Origin of the sequence: Rubrivivax rivuli (assembly GCF_004016505.1) — a bacterium.
In the GTDB taxonomy this organism is placed as follows: Bacteria; Pseudomonadota; Gammaproteobacteria; order Burkholderiales; family Burkholderiaceae_C; genus Rubrivivax; species Rubrivivax rivuli.
Genome location: NZ_SACR01000004.1, coordinates 209,621 through 224,334 on the forward strand (window position 1 = coordinate 209,621; position 14,714 = coordinate 224,334).

At 67.6% G+C, this 14,714-nt stretch carries 13 protein-coding genes and 1 tRNA gene; 11 read left to right on the forward strand and 3 right to left on the reverse strand.

Features of this window, described 5'->3' with window-relative positions:
• Window positions 1-13: 13 nt before the first annotated feature.
• Window positions 14-457, reverse strand: a complete 444-nt coding sequence (gene gspG / locus EOE66_RS13270; protein WP_205702697.1) for a type II secretion system major pseudopilin GspG — start codon at window positions 455-457, stop codon at window positions 14-16.
• A 314-nt stretch (window positions 458-771) separates the two neighbouring features.
• Here gspG and phoB point away from each other — a divergent pair, with 314 nt between their 5' ends.
• A complete protein-coding gene (gene phoB / locus EOE66_RS13275; RefSeq protein ID WP_128229201.1) occupies window positions 772-1,497 on the forward strand; it encodes a phosphate regulon transcriptional regulator PhoB in 726 nt (241 codons plus the stop codon).
• 183 nt (window positions 1,498-1,680) lie between these two features.
• Window positions 1,681-2,406 (forward strand): hypothetical protein, encoded by a 726-nt coding sequence (locus tag EOE66_RS13280; RefSeq protein ID WP_205702698.1) that lies wholly within the window; start codon window positions 1,681-1,683, stop codon window positions 2,404-2,406.
• Window positions 2,407-2,434: 28 nt separating this feature from the next.
• Here the strand turns inward: EOE66_RS13280 and EOE66_RS13285 are convergent, their stop codons facing one another.
• On the reverse strand, window positions 2,435-2,659 hold the full coding sequence (locus EOE66_RS13285) for a hypothetical protein (protein WP_128229203.1): 225 nt from the start codon (window positions 2,657-2,659) through the stop codon (window positions 2,435-2,437).
• A 290-nt stretch (window positions 2,660-2,949) separates the two neighbouring features.
• Between EOE66_RS13285 and hsdR the strand changes: the two genes are divergently transcribed.
• From hsdR to EOE66_RS13310, 5 genes are read left to right on the forward strand one after another with little or no spacing between them, the layout of a single operon-like run.
• Complete coding sequence (gene hsdR / locus EOE66_RS13290; RefSeq protein ID WP_128229205.1) at window positions 2,950-6,417, forward strand: type I restriction-modification system endonuclease; 3,468 nt, start codon at window positions 2,950-2,952, stop codon at window positions 6,415-6,417.
• A gap of 46 nt (window positions 6,418-6,463) precedes the next feature.
• Window positions 6,464-7,915, forward strand: coding sequence for a class I SAM-dependent DNA methyltransferase (locus EOE66_RS13295; protein ID WP_128229207.1), 1,452 nt, complete (start codon window positions 6,464-6,466; stop codon window positions 7,913-7,915).
• Window positions 7,912-9,294 (forward strand): restriction endonuclease subunit S, encoded by a 1,383-nt coding sequence (locus EOE66_RS13300; protein WP_128229208.1) that lies wholly within the window; start codon window positions 7,912-7,914, stop codon window positions 9,292-9,294. The genes EOE66_RS13295 and EOE66_RS13300 overlap by 4 nt, the downstream gene beginning before the upstream one ends.
• Before the next feature lie 34 nt (window positions 9,295-9,328).
• Window positions 9,329-10,516: an AAA family ATPase gene (locus EOE66_RS13305; RefSeq protein ID WP_128229210.1), complete on the forward strand. Its 1,188-nt coding sequence runs from the start codon at window positions 9,329-9,331 to the stop codon at window positions 10,514-10,516.
• 8 nt (window positions 10,517-10,524) lie between these two features.
• Window positions 10,525-11,106 (forward strand): DUF4276 family protein, encoded by a 582-nt coding sequence (locus tag EOE66_RS13310; RefSeq protein WP_245479031.1) that lies wholly within the window; start codon window positions 10,525-10,527, stop codon window positions 11,104-11,106.
• A 448-nt stretch (window positions 11,107-11,554) separates the two neighbouring features.
• On the opposite strand, the gene EOE66_RS13315 is transcribed toward EOE66_RS13310, so the two are convergent.
• A tRNA-Ala gene (locus EOE66_RS13315) sits at window positions 11,555-11,630 on the reverse strand.
• A gap of 86 nt (window positions 11,631-11,716) precedes the next feature.
• Between EOE66_RS13315 and EOE66_RS13320 the strand changes: the two genes are divergently transcribed.
• The 4 genes from EOE66_RS13320 to EOE66_RS13335 all read left to right on the forward strand — a co-directional run bounded on the left by EOE66_RS13320 (window position 11,717) and on the right by EOE66_RS13335 (window position 14,707).
• Window positions 11,717-12,577 (forward strand): alpha/beta hydrolase, encoded by an 861-nt coding sequence (locus EOE66_RS13320; RefSeq protein WP_128229213.1) that lies wholly within the window; start codon window positions 11,717-11,719, stop codon window positions 12,575-12,577.
• An 80-nt stretch (window positions 12,578-12,657) separates the two neighbouring features.
• The gene (locus EOE66_RS13325) at window positions 12,658-13,548 is read left to right on the forward strand and encodes an aldo/keto reductase (protein ID WP_128229215.1); all 891 of its coding nucleotides are present in this window, start codon (window positions 12,658-12,660) and stop codon (window positions 13,546-13,548) included.
• A 67-nt stretch (window positions 13,549-13,615) separates the two neighbouring features.
• Window positions 13,616-14,050, forward strand: a complete 435-nt coding sequence (locus EOE66_RS13330; protein ID WP_128229216.1) for a VOC family protein — start codon at window positions 13,616-13,618, stop codon at window positions 14,048-14,050.
• Between the two features lie 24 nt (window positions 14,051-14,074).
• Window positions 14,075-14,707, forward strand: a complete 633-nt coding sequence (locus EOE66_RS13335; RefSeq protein WP_128229219.1) for an FMN-binding negative transcriptional regulator — start codon at window positions 14,075-14,077, stop codon at window positions 14,705-14,707.
• Window positions 14,708-14,714: the final 7 nt, after the last annotated feature.

The following is a 14,714-nucleotide window of genomic DNA, read 5'->3' on the forward strand; positions in this document are numbered from 1 at the left end:
CAGGCGCGCCCGCTCACCAGCTGGTGAGATCGGCGTCGCTGCCCTCGCCACCGGGCGCGCCGTCGCGGCCCAGGGAGTAGAGGTCGTACTCGCCGTGCTGCCCCGGCATGCGGTAGAGGTAGGGCCGGTTCCAGGGGTCGGGCGGCACCTGCTTGGCGAGGTAGGGGCCCTGCCAGCGCGGCTCGTCGGACGGGCGGGCCACCAGCGCGGCCAGGCCCTGGCGCGTGTCGGGGTAGCGGCCGGTGTCGATGCGGTACTGGTCCAGCGACTTCTGCAGGGCATCGATCTGCGCGCGGGCGACCTTGGTCTCCGATTTGCCGATCTGCCCGAAGAGCTTGGGGCCCACGTAGCCCGCGAGCAGGCCGATGATGACCATCACCACCAGCAGCTCCAGCAAGGTGAAGCCACCGGCAGCACGGCGCGCGACGGGGGGCATGCAGTAACGGGAGCGGGACATGTCGCAGGCCGGGTTCAAGGAATGGCACCAGAGGCAGTAGGCCGTTTGGAGGCTAAGTGGGCGTGGTGACCATCGCATGACCGGCGCGCGTGCGGCGCGTGGCGACCATGAGCCGTTCGGCACATCGCACGGTCGGCGCGCCACGGAGCGCGGCGCCGCCATGGGCCGTTCGGCGGGCCTGCCTGGCCCCGGGCCTGCGCCTGGCGGCCTTCATGCCCTCACCGACTTGTCACCCAAGCCTCCTAGAGTTCACCGACACGAAGCGCAACCGCCCCCGGCGGTACCCCAGCGCCGAAGTCGAGCAGGAGGGATCGATGAGCCGCGTGCTGGTGGTGGAAGACGAAGCCGCGATTGCGGAACTGGTGGCGCTGAACCTGCGCCACGCCGGCTTCGATGTCGAGATCGCGGGCGATGCAGAGACGGCCGTGCTGGCCGTCAACCGCGTGCTGCCCGATCTGGCCTTGCTGGACTGGATGCTGCCCGGGGCCTCCGGGCTGCAGCTGGCGCGGCGCTGGCGGGGCGACCCGCGAACGCGGGAGCTGCCCCTGATCATGCTCACGGCCCGCAGCGACGAGGCCGACAAGATCGCCGGCCTGGATGCCGGGGCCGACGACTACCTCACCAAGCCCTTCTCCACCAAGGAGCTGCTTGCGCGAATCCGCGCCGTTCTGCGCCGGCGCGCGCCCGACGCGCTGGACACTGCCGTGGAGGTGGGGCCGCTGCGGCTGGACCCGGCCACGCACCGCGTGACCTTCCGCGATGCGCAGGGCTGGCGCGAGCTGAAGGTGCAACCCACCGAGTTCCGCCTCCTGCACTACCTCATGACCCACCCCGAGCGGGTGCACAGCCGCGCCCAGCTGCTCGACAAGGTGTGGGGCGACCACGTCTTCATCGAGGAGCGCACGGTCGATGTGCACATCAAGCGCCTGCGCGAGGCCATGTCCACCCACCCCCGGCTCTCGGAGTGCCTGGAGACCGTGCGCGGTGCGGGTTACCGCCTCACGCAGCTGCAGGCCACGGCGTCGACTGCCGCCCGCTGAGGCGGGGGGCGCGCGGCCGGTGCTGGGCTGAAACGATCAGGCCGGCCGCGCAGGCGCGTCATCAGCGGCACCTACGCTCGGGCTCGTCATTGGCTAGGGAGATTCCGCATGCGTGAAATGGCCGTCGCCCGGGCGACTTCGCGGCGCCCGTACCGGCGCACCCTCGCCGCCGCGTGCCTGTGCATGCTGGCCGTTGCGGCCCGCGCCGAGCTGGTGACGATCTCGGGCACCGACTTCGACCTCACCTACGACACCACCAAGCTGGGCCTCTTCGGCGCGCCCAGCCTGGCAGGCAACAGCATCTTCTTCACCTTCAGCGGCTTCGTGGCCGAGTCCTTGAACGGGCAGGGCGCCGTGACCCAAAACTCGACCATCAGCGGCCTGGTGCTGACGGCACGCAACGGCTTCCAGTTCGGTGAACTCGTGCTGGTGGAGCTGGGCGACTACAAGCTGTCTGGCGCGGGCAGCCGGGTGGACGTGCAGGGGCGGCTGCGGGCCTTCGACATGTCGGCGCCCATCACCACGCAGACCGTGGCCGCGCTGGAACTCGAGCCCGGCTCTTCCTTGGCCATGGCCAACGGGCTGCTGCACGAATGGGCGGCCACCGCGCGCATCGACGGGAACTCGGCGGTCCAGCCCGTGCCCTCGGTCTTCGGTGTTGCCACCAACGCCATCCAGGCCCGGCCCCGGGCCCTGGGCGTGTCCATCGAGAACCAGCTCACCGCCTACACCGAGGCCACGTCGATGGGGCTGCACCAGGCCTTCATCGAGAAGAAGTTCGCTGGCGTGCAGATGCTCGTGGCGCCGGTGCCCCTGCCCTCCACCGCGGCACTCGCGGGGGCCGGCTTGCTGGCAGGCCTGGGCTTGTGGCTGCGCGGGCGGCAGCACCGGCACGCCAAGGCGGCCTGAGGCCCGGGCGGGCGCGCGCCCGCCTGCGTCAGCGCAGGCGGCGGAACTCCAGGTGGCGGATCAGCGGCTCGCCGCCGACTTCCTCCACCTGCTGCGCGGTGATTTCCAGGTCGCCCCGGCGCGCGCCGACCTGCAGGTCACGCGCCACCGCGTCGTAGACATAGGCGTTCTCCAGCGCCGTGCCGGCACGCGGGAGGACACACGTGGCACCGACCGGCAGGGTGCAGAAAAGGGTTTCGGCAAAGAGGGCCATCGGGGGGCTCCGGAGGCGGGACACAGGGGGGGCATGACGCTCCCGCCCTGCACAGACCAATTCGGACACGCGCGTCAGTTGTGATGATGCCGCGAACCGCGTGACTTGGGCAGTGCCTGCGGAGCAACTGCGCGCGGTTGATCGCCCGGCCGACAGGGCTTGAAGCGGGCCGGCCAGCGCTGCGGACCGGGCTTCGCCCCAGGGCCTCGGCGGTCTCTCCTGCGCTTACAGTTGCGCGCCAGGGAGTTCCCATTGCCACAACACAAGCACACGGGCATACGGACAAAGGGATGAGCGCGCCAGGCAACTTCACGTTCCTGGCCGAGCACTCGCCCTTGCTGGCCGACCTGGGCGCCACCGCCGAGCGCCTGTTCCTGTTCGACCCTGCCAGCTGCGTGCTGAAACTGCGCCTGCTGGCCGAGGCGCTGACGCAGGACATGGCCGCCCGCGTGGGCGTGCAGCTGGTGCAGCCTACCCAGGCCGAGCTCCTGCGCGCCGTGGATGCGCGCCTGGGCCTCGACCCGCGCGTGAGGCAGCTCTTCGATCTGCTGCGCCGCACCGGCAATGCCGCGGCGCACGAGGCTGCGCACGGCATCGGCTTCCGCGAAGGGCTGGAAGCGCTGAAGGTCGCCCGCGAGATTGCCGTCTGGTTCCACCGCACCTTCGGCCGCAACCAAGACTTCAAGCCTGGCCCCTTCGTCCTGTCCGATGACCCCAGCCAGAAACTGGTGCAGCTGCAACAGCAGATCGCCCAGCTCAGCACCGCGCTGCAAGACGCGCAAAGCGCCCAGGCCCACCAGGCTGAGATGGCCGCTTTGTTGGCGGCCCAAGCGGAGCAAGAGCGCGAGATGGCCCGCCGCGCGCAGGAAGAGTCGGCGGTCTACCAAGAGCTGGCTGAAGAGGCTGGCCAGCGCGCCGCCGCACTGCAGGCGCAGTTCGCATCGCAACTGCAGTCACCCGCGCACCAGGCCAACAACGAAGAGATCACCCAGATCGCGCAGCGCGCCAACACCGCCGCCAAGGCCGTGCTGCTGGACGAAGCCGCCACGCGCCAGATCATCGACTTGCAACTGCGCGACGCCGGCTGGGAAGTCAACACCACGGAGCTCACGCACGCCAAGGGCGCGCGCCCTCAGCGCGGCAAGAACAAGGCCATCGCCGAGTGGCCCACCGCCGGCCAGCAGGCCGCCGACTACGTGCTGTTCGCCGGCCTGACGCCCATCGCCACGGTCGAGGCCAAGCGCATGAACGTCAACGTGCCCGGCAAGATCGGCCAGGCCGAACGCTATGCCCGCGGCCTGGTGCTCAGCGAAGAGATGCAGCCCGCCTGGGCCGTGGCCGGTATGGAGAGCCCCTGGCCCGACGGGCAAGGCGCCAGCTTCCAGGTGCCCTTCGTCTATTCCAGCAACGGCCGGCCGTTCGTGAAGCAGCTGGCCGAGGCCAGTGGCACCTGGTTCCGCGACGCCCGCGCGCCCTCGAACACCGCGCGGCCGCTCGCTAGCTTCCACACACCCCAGGGCTTGCTAGACCTGCTGACCCGCAGCCGCGAAGAAGCCGAGCAGCGCCTGCAGCAAGAGGGTTACGCCTACCTGCGCCTGCGGCCCTACCAAGACAAGGCCATCGCCGCGGTGGAAGCCGCCCTGGCCGAAGGCCGCAGCACCTGCTTGCTGGCCATGGCCACGGGCACGGGCAAGACGCGCACCATCATCGGCCTGATCTACCGCCTGCTCAAAGCAGAACGCTTCCGGCGCATCCTGTTCCTGGTCGACCGCACCGCGCTGGGCACCCAGGCGCAAGACGCCTTCAACGAAGCGCCGCTGGAGCAGAACCAGCCGCTCAGCAAGATCTACAACGTGGCCGAGCTGGGCGACATGGCCGCCGAGGCCGAGACCCGCGTGCAGGTGGCCACCGTGCAGGCCATGGCCAAGCGCCTGTTCGCCAGCGATGCACCGCCGCCGGTGGATGCCTACGACTGCATCATCGTGGACGAAGCCCACCGCGGCTATGCGCTCGACCAAGACATGACCGAGGGCGAGCTGGCCGTGCGCGACCACGCTCAATACCTCTCCACCTACCGCCGCGTGCTCGAGCACTTCGACGCCGTGCGCGTGGGCCTGACCGCCACCCCCGCGCGCCACACCACCGAGATCTTCGGCAAGCCCGTCTACACCTACTCGTACCGCGAGGCCGTGGCCGACGACTGGCTGATCGACCACGAACCGCCCATCCGCTACCAGACCCTGCTCACGCAGCAGGGCATCCACTTCGCCAAGGGCGAGAAAGTGGAAGCGCTGAACCTGGCCACGGGTGAGATCGAATCGGCCGAGCTTGAAGACGAGCTCGACTTCCAGGTCGAGAGCTTCAACAAGCGCGTCATCAATGACGACTTCAACCGCGTCATCTGCACCCAGCTGGCCGAAGAGCTGGACCCCTTCGGCGAAGAGAAGGCCCTGATCTTCTGCGCCACCGATGCGCACGCCGACATGGTCAAGCGCCTGCTGGACGATGCCTTCAAGGCCAAGTACGAAGAGCAGTACAACGAAGCGGCGGTGCGCAAGATCACCGGCGCCTCTGACAAGGTGGACCAACTCATCCGTCTGTACAAGAACGAGCGCCTGCCCAGCATCGCCATCACGGTGGACCTGCTGAGCACCGGCATCGACGTGCCGGCCATCTGCCACCTGGTGTTCATGCGGCGCGTGAAGAGCCGGATCCTCTATGAACAGATGATCGGCCGCGCCACGCGCCGCTGCGACGAGATCGGCAAGACCGTCTTCAAGATCTACGACCCCGTGGACATCTACGCCACGCTGCAAGCCGTGAACACCATGCAGCCGCTGGTGAAGGACCCCAAGGTCACGCTGGAACAGCTGGTGGACGAGCTCAACAACCCCGCCAGCCTCGCCGCGCCCGGCACCCAGCCCGGCACCAGCCACGCGCACGACGTGCTGAACCAGCTGAACCAGAAGCTCATGCGCGTGCTGCGCCGCGCCGGGCACGACGCGCCCAAGCGCCCGGCCCTGAAAGCCCGGCTGGAAGAACTGGAGCAGCAATGGGGCGTGCCCCCCGCCCGCTTGCACCAGCACCTGCACGACCTGGGCCCGCAGGGCGCGGCCGGCTTCCTGAAAACCAGCACGCGGCTGCTGGTGCAGCTGGCCGAGGTGCAAGAGCTGATGGGCACCGCCTACAAGCCCGTGCTCTCCACCCACGCCGACGAGCTGAAAGAACGCACCCAGAGCTGGGGCGTCTACGCCAAGCCGGAAGACTATCTCGACAGCTTCAGCACCTTCGTCAAGGCGCAGATCAACCAATCGGCCGCGCTGGCCGTGGTGGTGAACGCGCCGAAGGACCTGACGCGCCAGCAGCTCACGCAGGTGCGCCTGCTGCTGGACGCCAACGGCTACAGCGAAGCCACGCTCAAGGCCGCGTGGCGCACGCGCAGCAATGTCGACATCGCCGCCAGCATCATCGGCTACATCCGGCAGGCGGCCTTGGGTGAGCCGCTGCTGCCCTACGAGCAGCGTGTGGCCCAGGCCATGCAGCGCATCTACGGCCTGCGCGGCTGGACGCCCGTGCAGCGCAAATGGCTGGAGCGCCTGGCCAAACAATTGGTGCTGGAGGTGGTGATCGACCCCGCCTTCGTCAACCGCGCCTTCGCGCAAGACGGCGGCGCCAAGCAGCTCGACAAGATGCTGGGCGGCCAGCTGAGCCTGGTGCTGGGCGAGCTGGCCACCCACCTGTGGCCCCAGCAGGCCTGAACGTGCGCCGGCCAGCGGGCCGCTGCACCCCCCTACCATCGAGTTCATGAACCAGAACGACATCGTCCAGAAACTCTGGAACCTCTGCGACGTCCTGCGCGACGACGGCATCAACTACAGCGACTACGTGGCCGAGCTGGTGCAACTGCTCTTCATCAAGATGGAGCACGAGAACCAGGCCAGCGGCATCTTGGCCGAGCACAAGCTGCCCGAGTACGCGCGCTGGGCCACGCTCTCTGGCCTGAGCGGCCTGAACCTGCTGAACCACTACAAGGAAACGCTGCTCAAGCTCAGCCGCAGCACCGACCCGCTGATTGCCGCCATCTACGCCGATGCGCAGACCAGCCTGAAGGAAGCGCGCCACCTCGAACAGCTGATCAAGAGCCTGGACAGCATCGACTGGTTCAGCGCTGCCAAAGACGGCCTGGGTGACTTGTACGAAGGCCTGCTGGAGAAGAACGCCAACGAGACCAAGAGCGGCGCGGGCCAATACTTCACGCCCCGGCCCTTGATCGACAGCATCATCGCGCTGGTCAAGCCTCAGCCGGGTGAAACCATCCAAGACCCGGCCGCCGGAACCGCCGGCTTCTTGATCGCTGCCGACAGCTACATCAAGGCCCGCACCGACCAGCTGTACGACCTGACGGAGAAGCAGCGCACTTTCCAGCGCACCCGCGCCTACCTGGGCATGGAGCTGGTGGGCGGCACGCGCCGCCTGGCTTTGATGAACTGTCTTCTCCACGGCATGGAGGGTGATGCCGAAGGTGTGGTGCACCTGGGCAACACGCTGGGCAGTGCCGGCAGCGCGCTGCCCAAGGCCGACATCGTGCTGAGCAACCCGCCCTTCGGCACCGCCAAGGGCGGCGGTGGGCCGACGCGTGATGACCTGACCTACGCCACCAGCAACAAGCAGCTGGCTTTTCTGCAGCACATCGTGCGCGGCCTGAAGGATGGTGGCCGCGCCGCGGTGGTGCTGCCCGACAACGTGCTGTTCGAGGCCGGCGTGGGCGCCGACATCCGCCGCGACCTGATGGACAAGTGCAACCTGCACACCATCTTGCGCCTGCCCACCGGCATCTTCTACGCCCAGGGCGTGAAGACCAACGTGCTGTTCTTCCAGAAGATCAGCCAGGCCGCCACGGGCAGCACGAAGGCCGTGTGGGTGTACGACCTGCGGGCCAACATGCCGAAGTTCGGCAAACGCACGCCGCTGACGCGTGAGCATTTCAGCGCCTTCGAGGCGGCGTATGGCGACGATGCCAACGGGCGCAGTGCGCGCAAGGACGAAGGCGAGAGCGGGCGCTTCCGCAGCTTCAGCCGCGAGGCGGTGAAGGCGCGTGGGGACAGCCTGGATATCAGTTGGCTGAAGGACGATAACGCGGAGGATGCGGCGGATCTGCCGGAGCCGGCGGTGTTGGCGCGGGAAGCGGTGGATGAATTGAGCGCGGCGCTTTCCGAGCTCGAAGCGATCTTGGCTGACCTCGGAGAGCCCGCGTGAGCCAAGGAGCTACGGATCTGCCGCCGTCATGGTTGGCCTTGCGCCTTGGAGACGTTGTTACTTACGGCTCGACTGAAAAGACTGAGCCAGACGACATCTCGCCCGAAACCTGGGTGCTCGAACTCGAAGATGTCGAGCGTGACTCATCGCGCATTTTGCGGCGCTTGTCGTTCGCTGAGCGGCAATCCAAAAGCACGAAGAATCGGTTCGCACCGGGTGACGTTCTGTACGGAAAGCTCAGGCCTTACTTGAACAAGGTGGTCTATGCGGATGCGCCCGGTGTTTGCACTACCGAAATCGTGCCGATCAAACCTGGCCCTGCTTTGGTTGGGCGCTTCCTATTTCATTGGCTAAGGCATCCGGAATTCTTGAGGTACGTGACTGAAGTCAGTCATGGCGTCAATATGCCGAGGCTTGGGACCGATGCAGGCGCAAAGGCGCCGTTTGTTCTTGCACCGCTGCGTGAGCAGCAACGCATCGCCGACAAACTCGACACCGTGCTCGCCCGCGTGGACGCCTGCCGCGACCGCCTGGCCCGCGTTGCCCCGCTGCTCAAGCGGTTTCGCCAATCCGTCCTCGCCGCCGCAACTTCGGGGAGGTTGACGGAGCATTGGCGCCATAAAGCAGGAGCAAGCATTCAGACGCTGGCGTTCGAGAAGCTTTTAGCACCCGAACCGGGCGCTTTGAAGCGCGGTCCATTCGGGAGCTCAATTAAGAAGGCGTTTTTCGTAGCCAGCGGATACAAGGTGTACGAGCAAAAGAACGCCATCCAGGATGACGAAACACTTGGAACCTACTTTCTCGACGAGTCAAAGTTCGAGGAATTAAGGGATTTTGCGGTGGCGCCGGGTGATTTCATTGTTAGCTGCGCGGGCACCATCGGTCGGATAAGCCAGCTGTCTAAATCAGCAACCAAGGGCGTCATCAACCAGGCGCTCATGAGGATTCGAATCGATGAGAAGGTTGTGAGGCCTCGCTACTTCCGCCTGCTCTTTGAAGCGCCCTGGTTTCAGGCTGCGATCTTGGAAAAGACGCAGGGCTCTGCGATGCAGAACATGGCGGCCGTCAAGGTCATCAAGCAGGTTCCGGTCGAATTGCCAGGTAGAGACGAGCAGGACGAGATTATTCGCCGCGTCGAAGCCCTCTTCGCTTTCGCCGACCGCCTGGAAGCCCGCCTCGCCCAGGCCCAGACCGCCGTTGACCGCCTGACCCCTTCACTGCTGGCCAAGGCTTTCCGCGGCGAACTGGTGCCGCAAGACCCGGCCGACGAACCCGCGGCCGAGTTGCTCAGGCGCCTGCATGCCGAGGTCGCTGACAATGCCGGGGCTGTGCCAGTGCGCAGGCGTGCCCACAAGCGCGCGGGTGCCCCGATTGCGTGACCGGCGTGCCCGCACGCCTGATTCAGGACACACCATGAAGATCGAATCGATCCGGCTCAAGAACTTCAAGGCGTTCCGCGACGTCCACCTCACCGACATCCCGTCGTTCCTGATCGTGGTGGGCGCCAACGGTTCGGGCAAGAGCACCTTGTTCGACGTGTTTGGTTTTCTGCACGACTGCTTGAAGGGCAACGTACGCCAGGCGCTCGACAGCCGCGGCCGTTTCCAGGAGGTGTTGAGCCGGGGTGCCACGGAGCGCCGCCTGCTGATCGAATTGCAGTACCGCATGCCGATTGGCGATGTCGAACGCCTGGTGACCTATTCGCTGGAGATCGGTGAGCACGAAGGCGCCCCCGTGGTCGAACGCGAAGTGCTGCGCTACAAGCGCGGGCGCTATGGCAGCCCCTACCACTTCCTCGATTTCAAGTGCGGCGAAGGCTTCGCCATCACCAACGAAGAAGACTTCAGCAAGTCCGACGAGGAACTGACCACCGAGCGCCAGAAGGTGCCCCCCGACACCCTGGCCATCAAGGGCTTGGGCCAGTTCGCGCGATTCAAGGCGGCCACGGCCTTCCGCCAGCTCATCGAGTCTTGGCATGTGTCGGACTTCCACATCAGTGCGGCGCGTGGTCGCAAAGAGGTCAGCGGCGAATCAGAGCATCTTTCGGAAACCGGCGACAACCTGCCGCTGGTGGCGCGCTACCTCTTCGAGCAGCACCCGAAGACGTTCAAGCAGATCATGGACACGATGATCCGGCGCGTGCCGGGCGTGGCTGCGGTCGAGCCCAAGTTGATGGACGACGGCTACCTGACGCTGCGTTTCCAGGATGGCTCGTTCAAGACGCCTTTCCTCGACCGTTACGTGTCCGACGGCACCATCAAGATGTTCGCCTACCTGGTCTTGCTGCACGACCCCAAGCCGCACCCGCTGCTGTGCGTGGAAGAACCTGAAAACCAGCTCTACCCGACCCTGATGGCCGAGCTGGCCGAAGAGTTCAGGCTGTACGCCGGCCGCGGCGGCCAGGTGCTGGTATCGACGCACTCACCCGACTTCCTGAACGCGGCGCAGCTGGACGAGGTGTGCTGGCTGGTGAAGCGCGAGGGCTCGACACAGATTCGGCGCGCGCGCGATGACGCCCAGGTCAAGGCCTACATGGCCGATGGCGACCAGATGGGCCGGCTGTGGAAGCAAGGCTTTTTCGAGGGTGCTGACCCGGCATGAGGGAGCTGGTGCTTTTGCTGGAAGAGCGGTCGGCCAAGGCGATGCTGGACGCCCTGCTGCCGCGGATCCTGGACCCGCGCATTCATGCGCGCACGATTGCCTTCGAGGGCAAGCAAGACCTGGAGCGGCAGCTGCCCAGAAAGCTGCGCGGGTACGTGAACCCGGCAGCCCGATTTCTGGTGCTGCGCGATCAAGACAGTGCACCCGATTGCTTGGCCCTCAAGCGCGATTTGGTGGACTTGTGCCGACTGGCTGACAAGGAGGCGGTGTCGCTGGTGCGCGTGGCTTGTCGGGAACTGGAAGCCATGTATCTCGCCGACTTGCAGGCGGTTGAGGCTGCGCTCGGACTCAAGGGGCTGGCACGCCACCAAAACACAGCCAAGTTCCGGCAACCTGAGCGGCTTGAGAGCCCGAGCCGTGAATTGACACAACTCACGCGGGGTGCATACCAGAAGGTCGGCAGTTCTCGGCACCTGGGCTTGCATCTCGATCTGGCCAATGAGCGCTCGGCCAGCTTCAAGCATCTTGTGCGGGGCATTCAGAGGCTGCAAGCTGAGCTTCTGGCCTTGCCTGATGCACCTGCGCTGTAAGCGAAGGTGCCCCGCGCATAGCGGCCGTGTTGTGCGCGGCGCACTTCGCCAAGCCGAGACCAAGGGCAGCGGCAGCCGCACCTGCTACAGCCCTGGCGCAGGGCCGGGGCCGAGCTCTGTTGCGGGCTTAGTGATGGTCACCAGCCTGGGCCCGGATAGTCACCAGCCTGAGGCGAATGGTCACCAGTGGCTGGCGACCATGCCGTCTGTCGTCTGGGCCGGGTGGCCCGCGGCAGGGGGTGGAGTGGCGCCGCGAGGGACTTCGCGCCCAAAATCTCGAACTGCGTGCGCTGCCGTGCCCACGTACGGTCGAGTGCGAAGGTCACTCTCGGTTGAATGGGCACGGATGGGCACGCCGTGCCCATCCGTGCCCAAACCCGTGCCCGTCGGGACGCAAAGAAAAAGGGCTTGGCAGCTGCCAAGCCCTTGATTCTTCAAAAAAATCCTGTGGTGGAGATGAGGAGGATCGAACTCCTGACCTTCGCATTGCGAACGCGACGCTCTCCCAGCTGAGCTACACCCCCACAGACGAGCAAAATTCTAGCACCGGGTGCCGCCGCGACTAACATGCGGCGAACCCACACTGCCGGCCGCGGCCGCCCCCGCACCCATGCGCACGCGCAACGATCCCGCCTGGCTCGAAGCCCAGTACAACAACCGCGCCCGGGTGCCCGCATACGCCGGGCACTTCGCGCGCTGGCAGCAGGCCTCGGCCCTCGTGCGCAGCAAGACGAGCGCCCGGCTGGACATCGCCTACGGCGCTGGCGCTGGCGAGACGCTGGATGTCTTCCCGGCCGCGCAACCCGGCGCGCCGGTGCTGGTATTCATCCACGGCGGCTACTGGCGCTCGCTGGACAAGAGCGACTTCTCCTTCATCGCGCCTGCGCTCAACGCCGCGGGCGTGACGGTGGTGGTGCCGAACTACGCGCTGTGCCCGGCGGTGGGCATCGAGCACATCGCGCTGCAGATGACGCAGGCCGTGGCCTGGGCCTGGCGGCATGCGGCCGGGTTCGGCGCGGATGCCTCGCGCATCGGCCTGGTGGGCCACTCGGCCGGCGGGCACCTGGCGGCCATGCTCATGTGCTGCCGCTGGAAGGAGGTGGCCCCCGATCTGCCCGCGCAGCCGGTGCAGGCCGCGCTGTCGGTCTCGGGCCTGTACGACCTGGAGCCGCTGCGCCTGGTGGCCTCGGTGCAGGCCGACCTGCAACTCACGCCCGCCTCGGTGCGCCGCCTGAGCCCGGCCTTCTTCCCGCGGCCCAAGGGCGGCAAGCTCTTCGCGGCGGTGGGGCTGGACGAGAGCGAGGAGTTCATCCGCCAGAACGCGCTGATCCGCGACGTCTGGGGGCCGACCGCGGTGCCGGTGTGCGAGACGCTGCCCGGGCGCAACCACTTCTCGGTGGTGGAAGACCTGGCGGATGCCAAGTCGCGGCTGCACCAGCTGGCGCTGCGCGCAGTGGGGCTCGAACGCTGAGGGCTGCCGAGACGGTCTGAGCCGGCCCGGACCGCGCCCCGCCGGGCACCGCCCGCAGACCTGGCTGCTATCGTGCCGGGATGATGAAGCCGCCTGCCGAAAGCCTGAACTTCTCCCCCATCGCCGCCGGCCTCTGGCGCCTGCACGAATGGGCGCTGGATGTGCCCGGCCGCGTGCGCTGGATCGAGCAGGCGCTGGAACTCGGCATCACCACCTTCGACCACGCCGACATCTACGGCGGCTACAGCGTCGAGGCGCTCTTCGGGGAGGCCCTGGCCGCAGCGCCCGCGCTGCGCCGGCAGATGCAGATCGTCACCAAGTGCGGCATCAAGCTGCAGCACCCGGCGCGGCCTGGCCACACGCTCAAGAGCTACGACAGCAGCCGCGCGCACGTGCGCGCCAGCGTCGAGCACAGCCTGCGCGCGCTGCGCACCGATCACCTCGACCTGCTGCTCATCCACCGGCCCGACCTGCTGATGGACCCCGACGAACTGGCCGCCACCTTCGGCGAGCTGCGCGCCGAGGGCAAGGTGCTGCACTTCGGCGTGAGCAACCACATGCCCGACCAGCTGGCGATGCTGCACCGCCGCTGCCCGCTGGTGACGAACCAGATCGAGTTCAGCCCGCTGCAGATGCAGGCCTTGGCCGATGGCACGCTGGCGCAGTGCGTCGACCTCGGCTTGCGGCCCATGCTGTGGTCGCCGCTGGGCGGCGGTCGGCTGTTCAGCGGCGATGACGAACAGGCCCGGCGCGTGCGCGGCACGCTGCAGGGGCTGGCGCAGCAGCACGGGGTGTCGGTGGCCACGCTGGCCCTGGCCTGGCTGATGCGCCACCCGAGCCGGCCGGTGCCCATCACCGGCAGCGGGCGCATCGAGGCGCTGCGCGAGGCCGCGGCGGCCACCCAGGTGCGGCTGTCGGCCGAAGACTGGTACCGCGTCTGGCAGGCTAGCATGGGGCACGAGGTGCCTTGAGCCTGGGCTGCAGGTCTTGCTGCGGGGCGGCTGCGCCGCGAGCAGCCCTCGCGCCACAATGGGTGCCATGAAATACCTGCACACCATGGTCCGCGTGACCGACCTCGAAGCCTCGCTGGCCTTCTACCGCGACGCCCTCGGCCTGGAAGTGGCCCGCCGCACCGAGCACGAGCAGGGCCGCTTCACGCTGGTCTACCTGAGCGCGCCCGGCGACCCCACCGCCCAGATCGAACTCACCTACAACTGGCCCGCGCCCGATGGCACGGTGGAAACCTACACCGGCGGCCGCAGCTTCGGCCACGTGGCCTACGCGGTGGACAACATCTACGCCGCCTGCCAGCGGCTGATGGAACACGGCGTCACCATCAACCGCCCGCCGCGCGACGGCCGCATGGCTTTCGTGCGTTCGCCCGACGGCATCAGCATCGAGCTGCTGCAGGCCGGCCCGGCACTGCCGCCGGCCGAGCCCTGGACGGCGATGCCCAACATCGGCAGCTGGTAAGCCACCCGCCGAAGCACCTCTGCGATGTACCTGCCCGCGCACTTCGAGCAGCGAGATCCGGCCCTGCTGCAGGGCCTGATGCGCGAGCACCCGCTGGCGACCCTCATCACGCTGCAGGGCGGCGCGGCCATGGCCGATGCGCTGCCCTTGCACTTCGACGCCGCCACGCAGACCCTGCGCGGCCACGTGGCGCGCGCCAACCCGCTGTGGCAGGCGGGCGACGGGCAGCGCGTGCTGGCGGTCTTCCACGGGCCGCAAGCCTACGTCACACCGAACTGGTACCCCAGCAAGGCCGCCACGCACAAGGTGGTGCCGACCTGGAACTACACGCTGGTGCAGGCGCGCGGTGTGCTGCGCGCCGTGCCTGACGCGCCCTGGCTGCACGCCTTGGTGAGCGAGCTCACGCAGACGCACGAGGCCGCGCAGCCCCGCCCCTGGGCCGTGAGCGACGCGCCCGACGACTATGTGCAGGCGATGCTGCGCGCCATCGTCGGCATCGAGATCGCCGTCGACAGCCTGGTGGGCAAGTGGAAGGTCAGCCAGAACCGCAGCGAGGCCGACCGCCTGGGCGTGGCCGAGGGCCTGCAGGCCAGCGGTGGCTCGGCCGAGGTGCAGGCCATGGCCGCGCTGGTGCGCGACCCGCCACGCGGCGAATGAACCTTCG

Coding starts and splice junctions, on each gene's coding strand:
- gspG (WP_205702697.1), bottom strand. CDS start 457: ATGTCCCGCTCCCGTTACTGCATGCCCCCCGTCGCGCGCCGTGCTGCC.
- phoB (WP_128229201.1), top strand. CDS start 772: ATGAGCCGCGTGCTGGTGGTGGAAGACGAAGCCGCGATTGCGGAACTG.
- EOE66_RS13280 (WP_205702698.1), top strand. CDS start 1,681: ATGCTGGCCGTTGCGGCCCGCGCCGAGCTGGTGACGATCTCGGGCACC.
- EOE66_RS13285 (WP_128229203.1), bottom strand. CDS start 2,659: ATGGCCCTCTTTGCCGAAACCCTTTTCTGCACCCTGCCGGTCGGTGCC.
- hsdR (WP_128229205.1), top strand. CDS start 2,950: ATGAGCGCGCCAGGCAACTTCACGTTCCTGGCCGAGCACTCGCCCTTG.
- EOE66_RS13295 (WP_128229207.1), top strand. CDS start 6,464: ATGAACCAGAACGACATCGTCCAGAAACTCTGGAACCTCTGCGACGTC.
- EOE66_RS13305 (WP_128229210.1), top strand. CDS start 9,329: ATGAAGATCGAATCGATCCGGCTCAAGAACTTCAAGGCGTTCCGCGAC.
- EOE66_RS13320 (WP_128229213.1), top strand. CDS start 11,717: ATGCGCACGCGCAACGATCCCGCCTGGCTCGAAGCCCAGTACAACAAC.
- EOE66_RS13325 (WP_128229215.1), top strand. CDS start 12,658: ATGATGAAGCCGCCTGCCGAAAGCCTGAACTTCTCCCCCATCGCCGCC.
- EOE66_RS13330 (WP_128229216.1), top strand. CDS start 13,616: ATGAAATACCTGCACACCATGGTCCGCGTGACCGACCTCGAAGCCTCG.
- EOE66_RS13335 (WP_128229219.1), top strand. CDS start 14,075: ATGTACCTGCCCGCGCACTTCGAGCAGCGAGATCCGGCCCTGCTGCAG.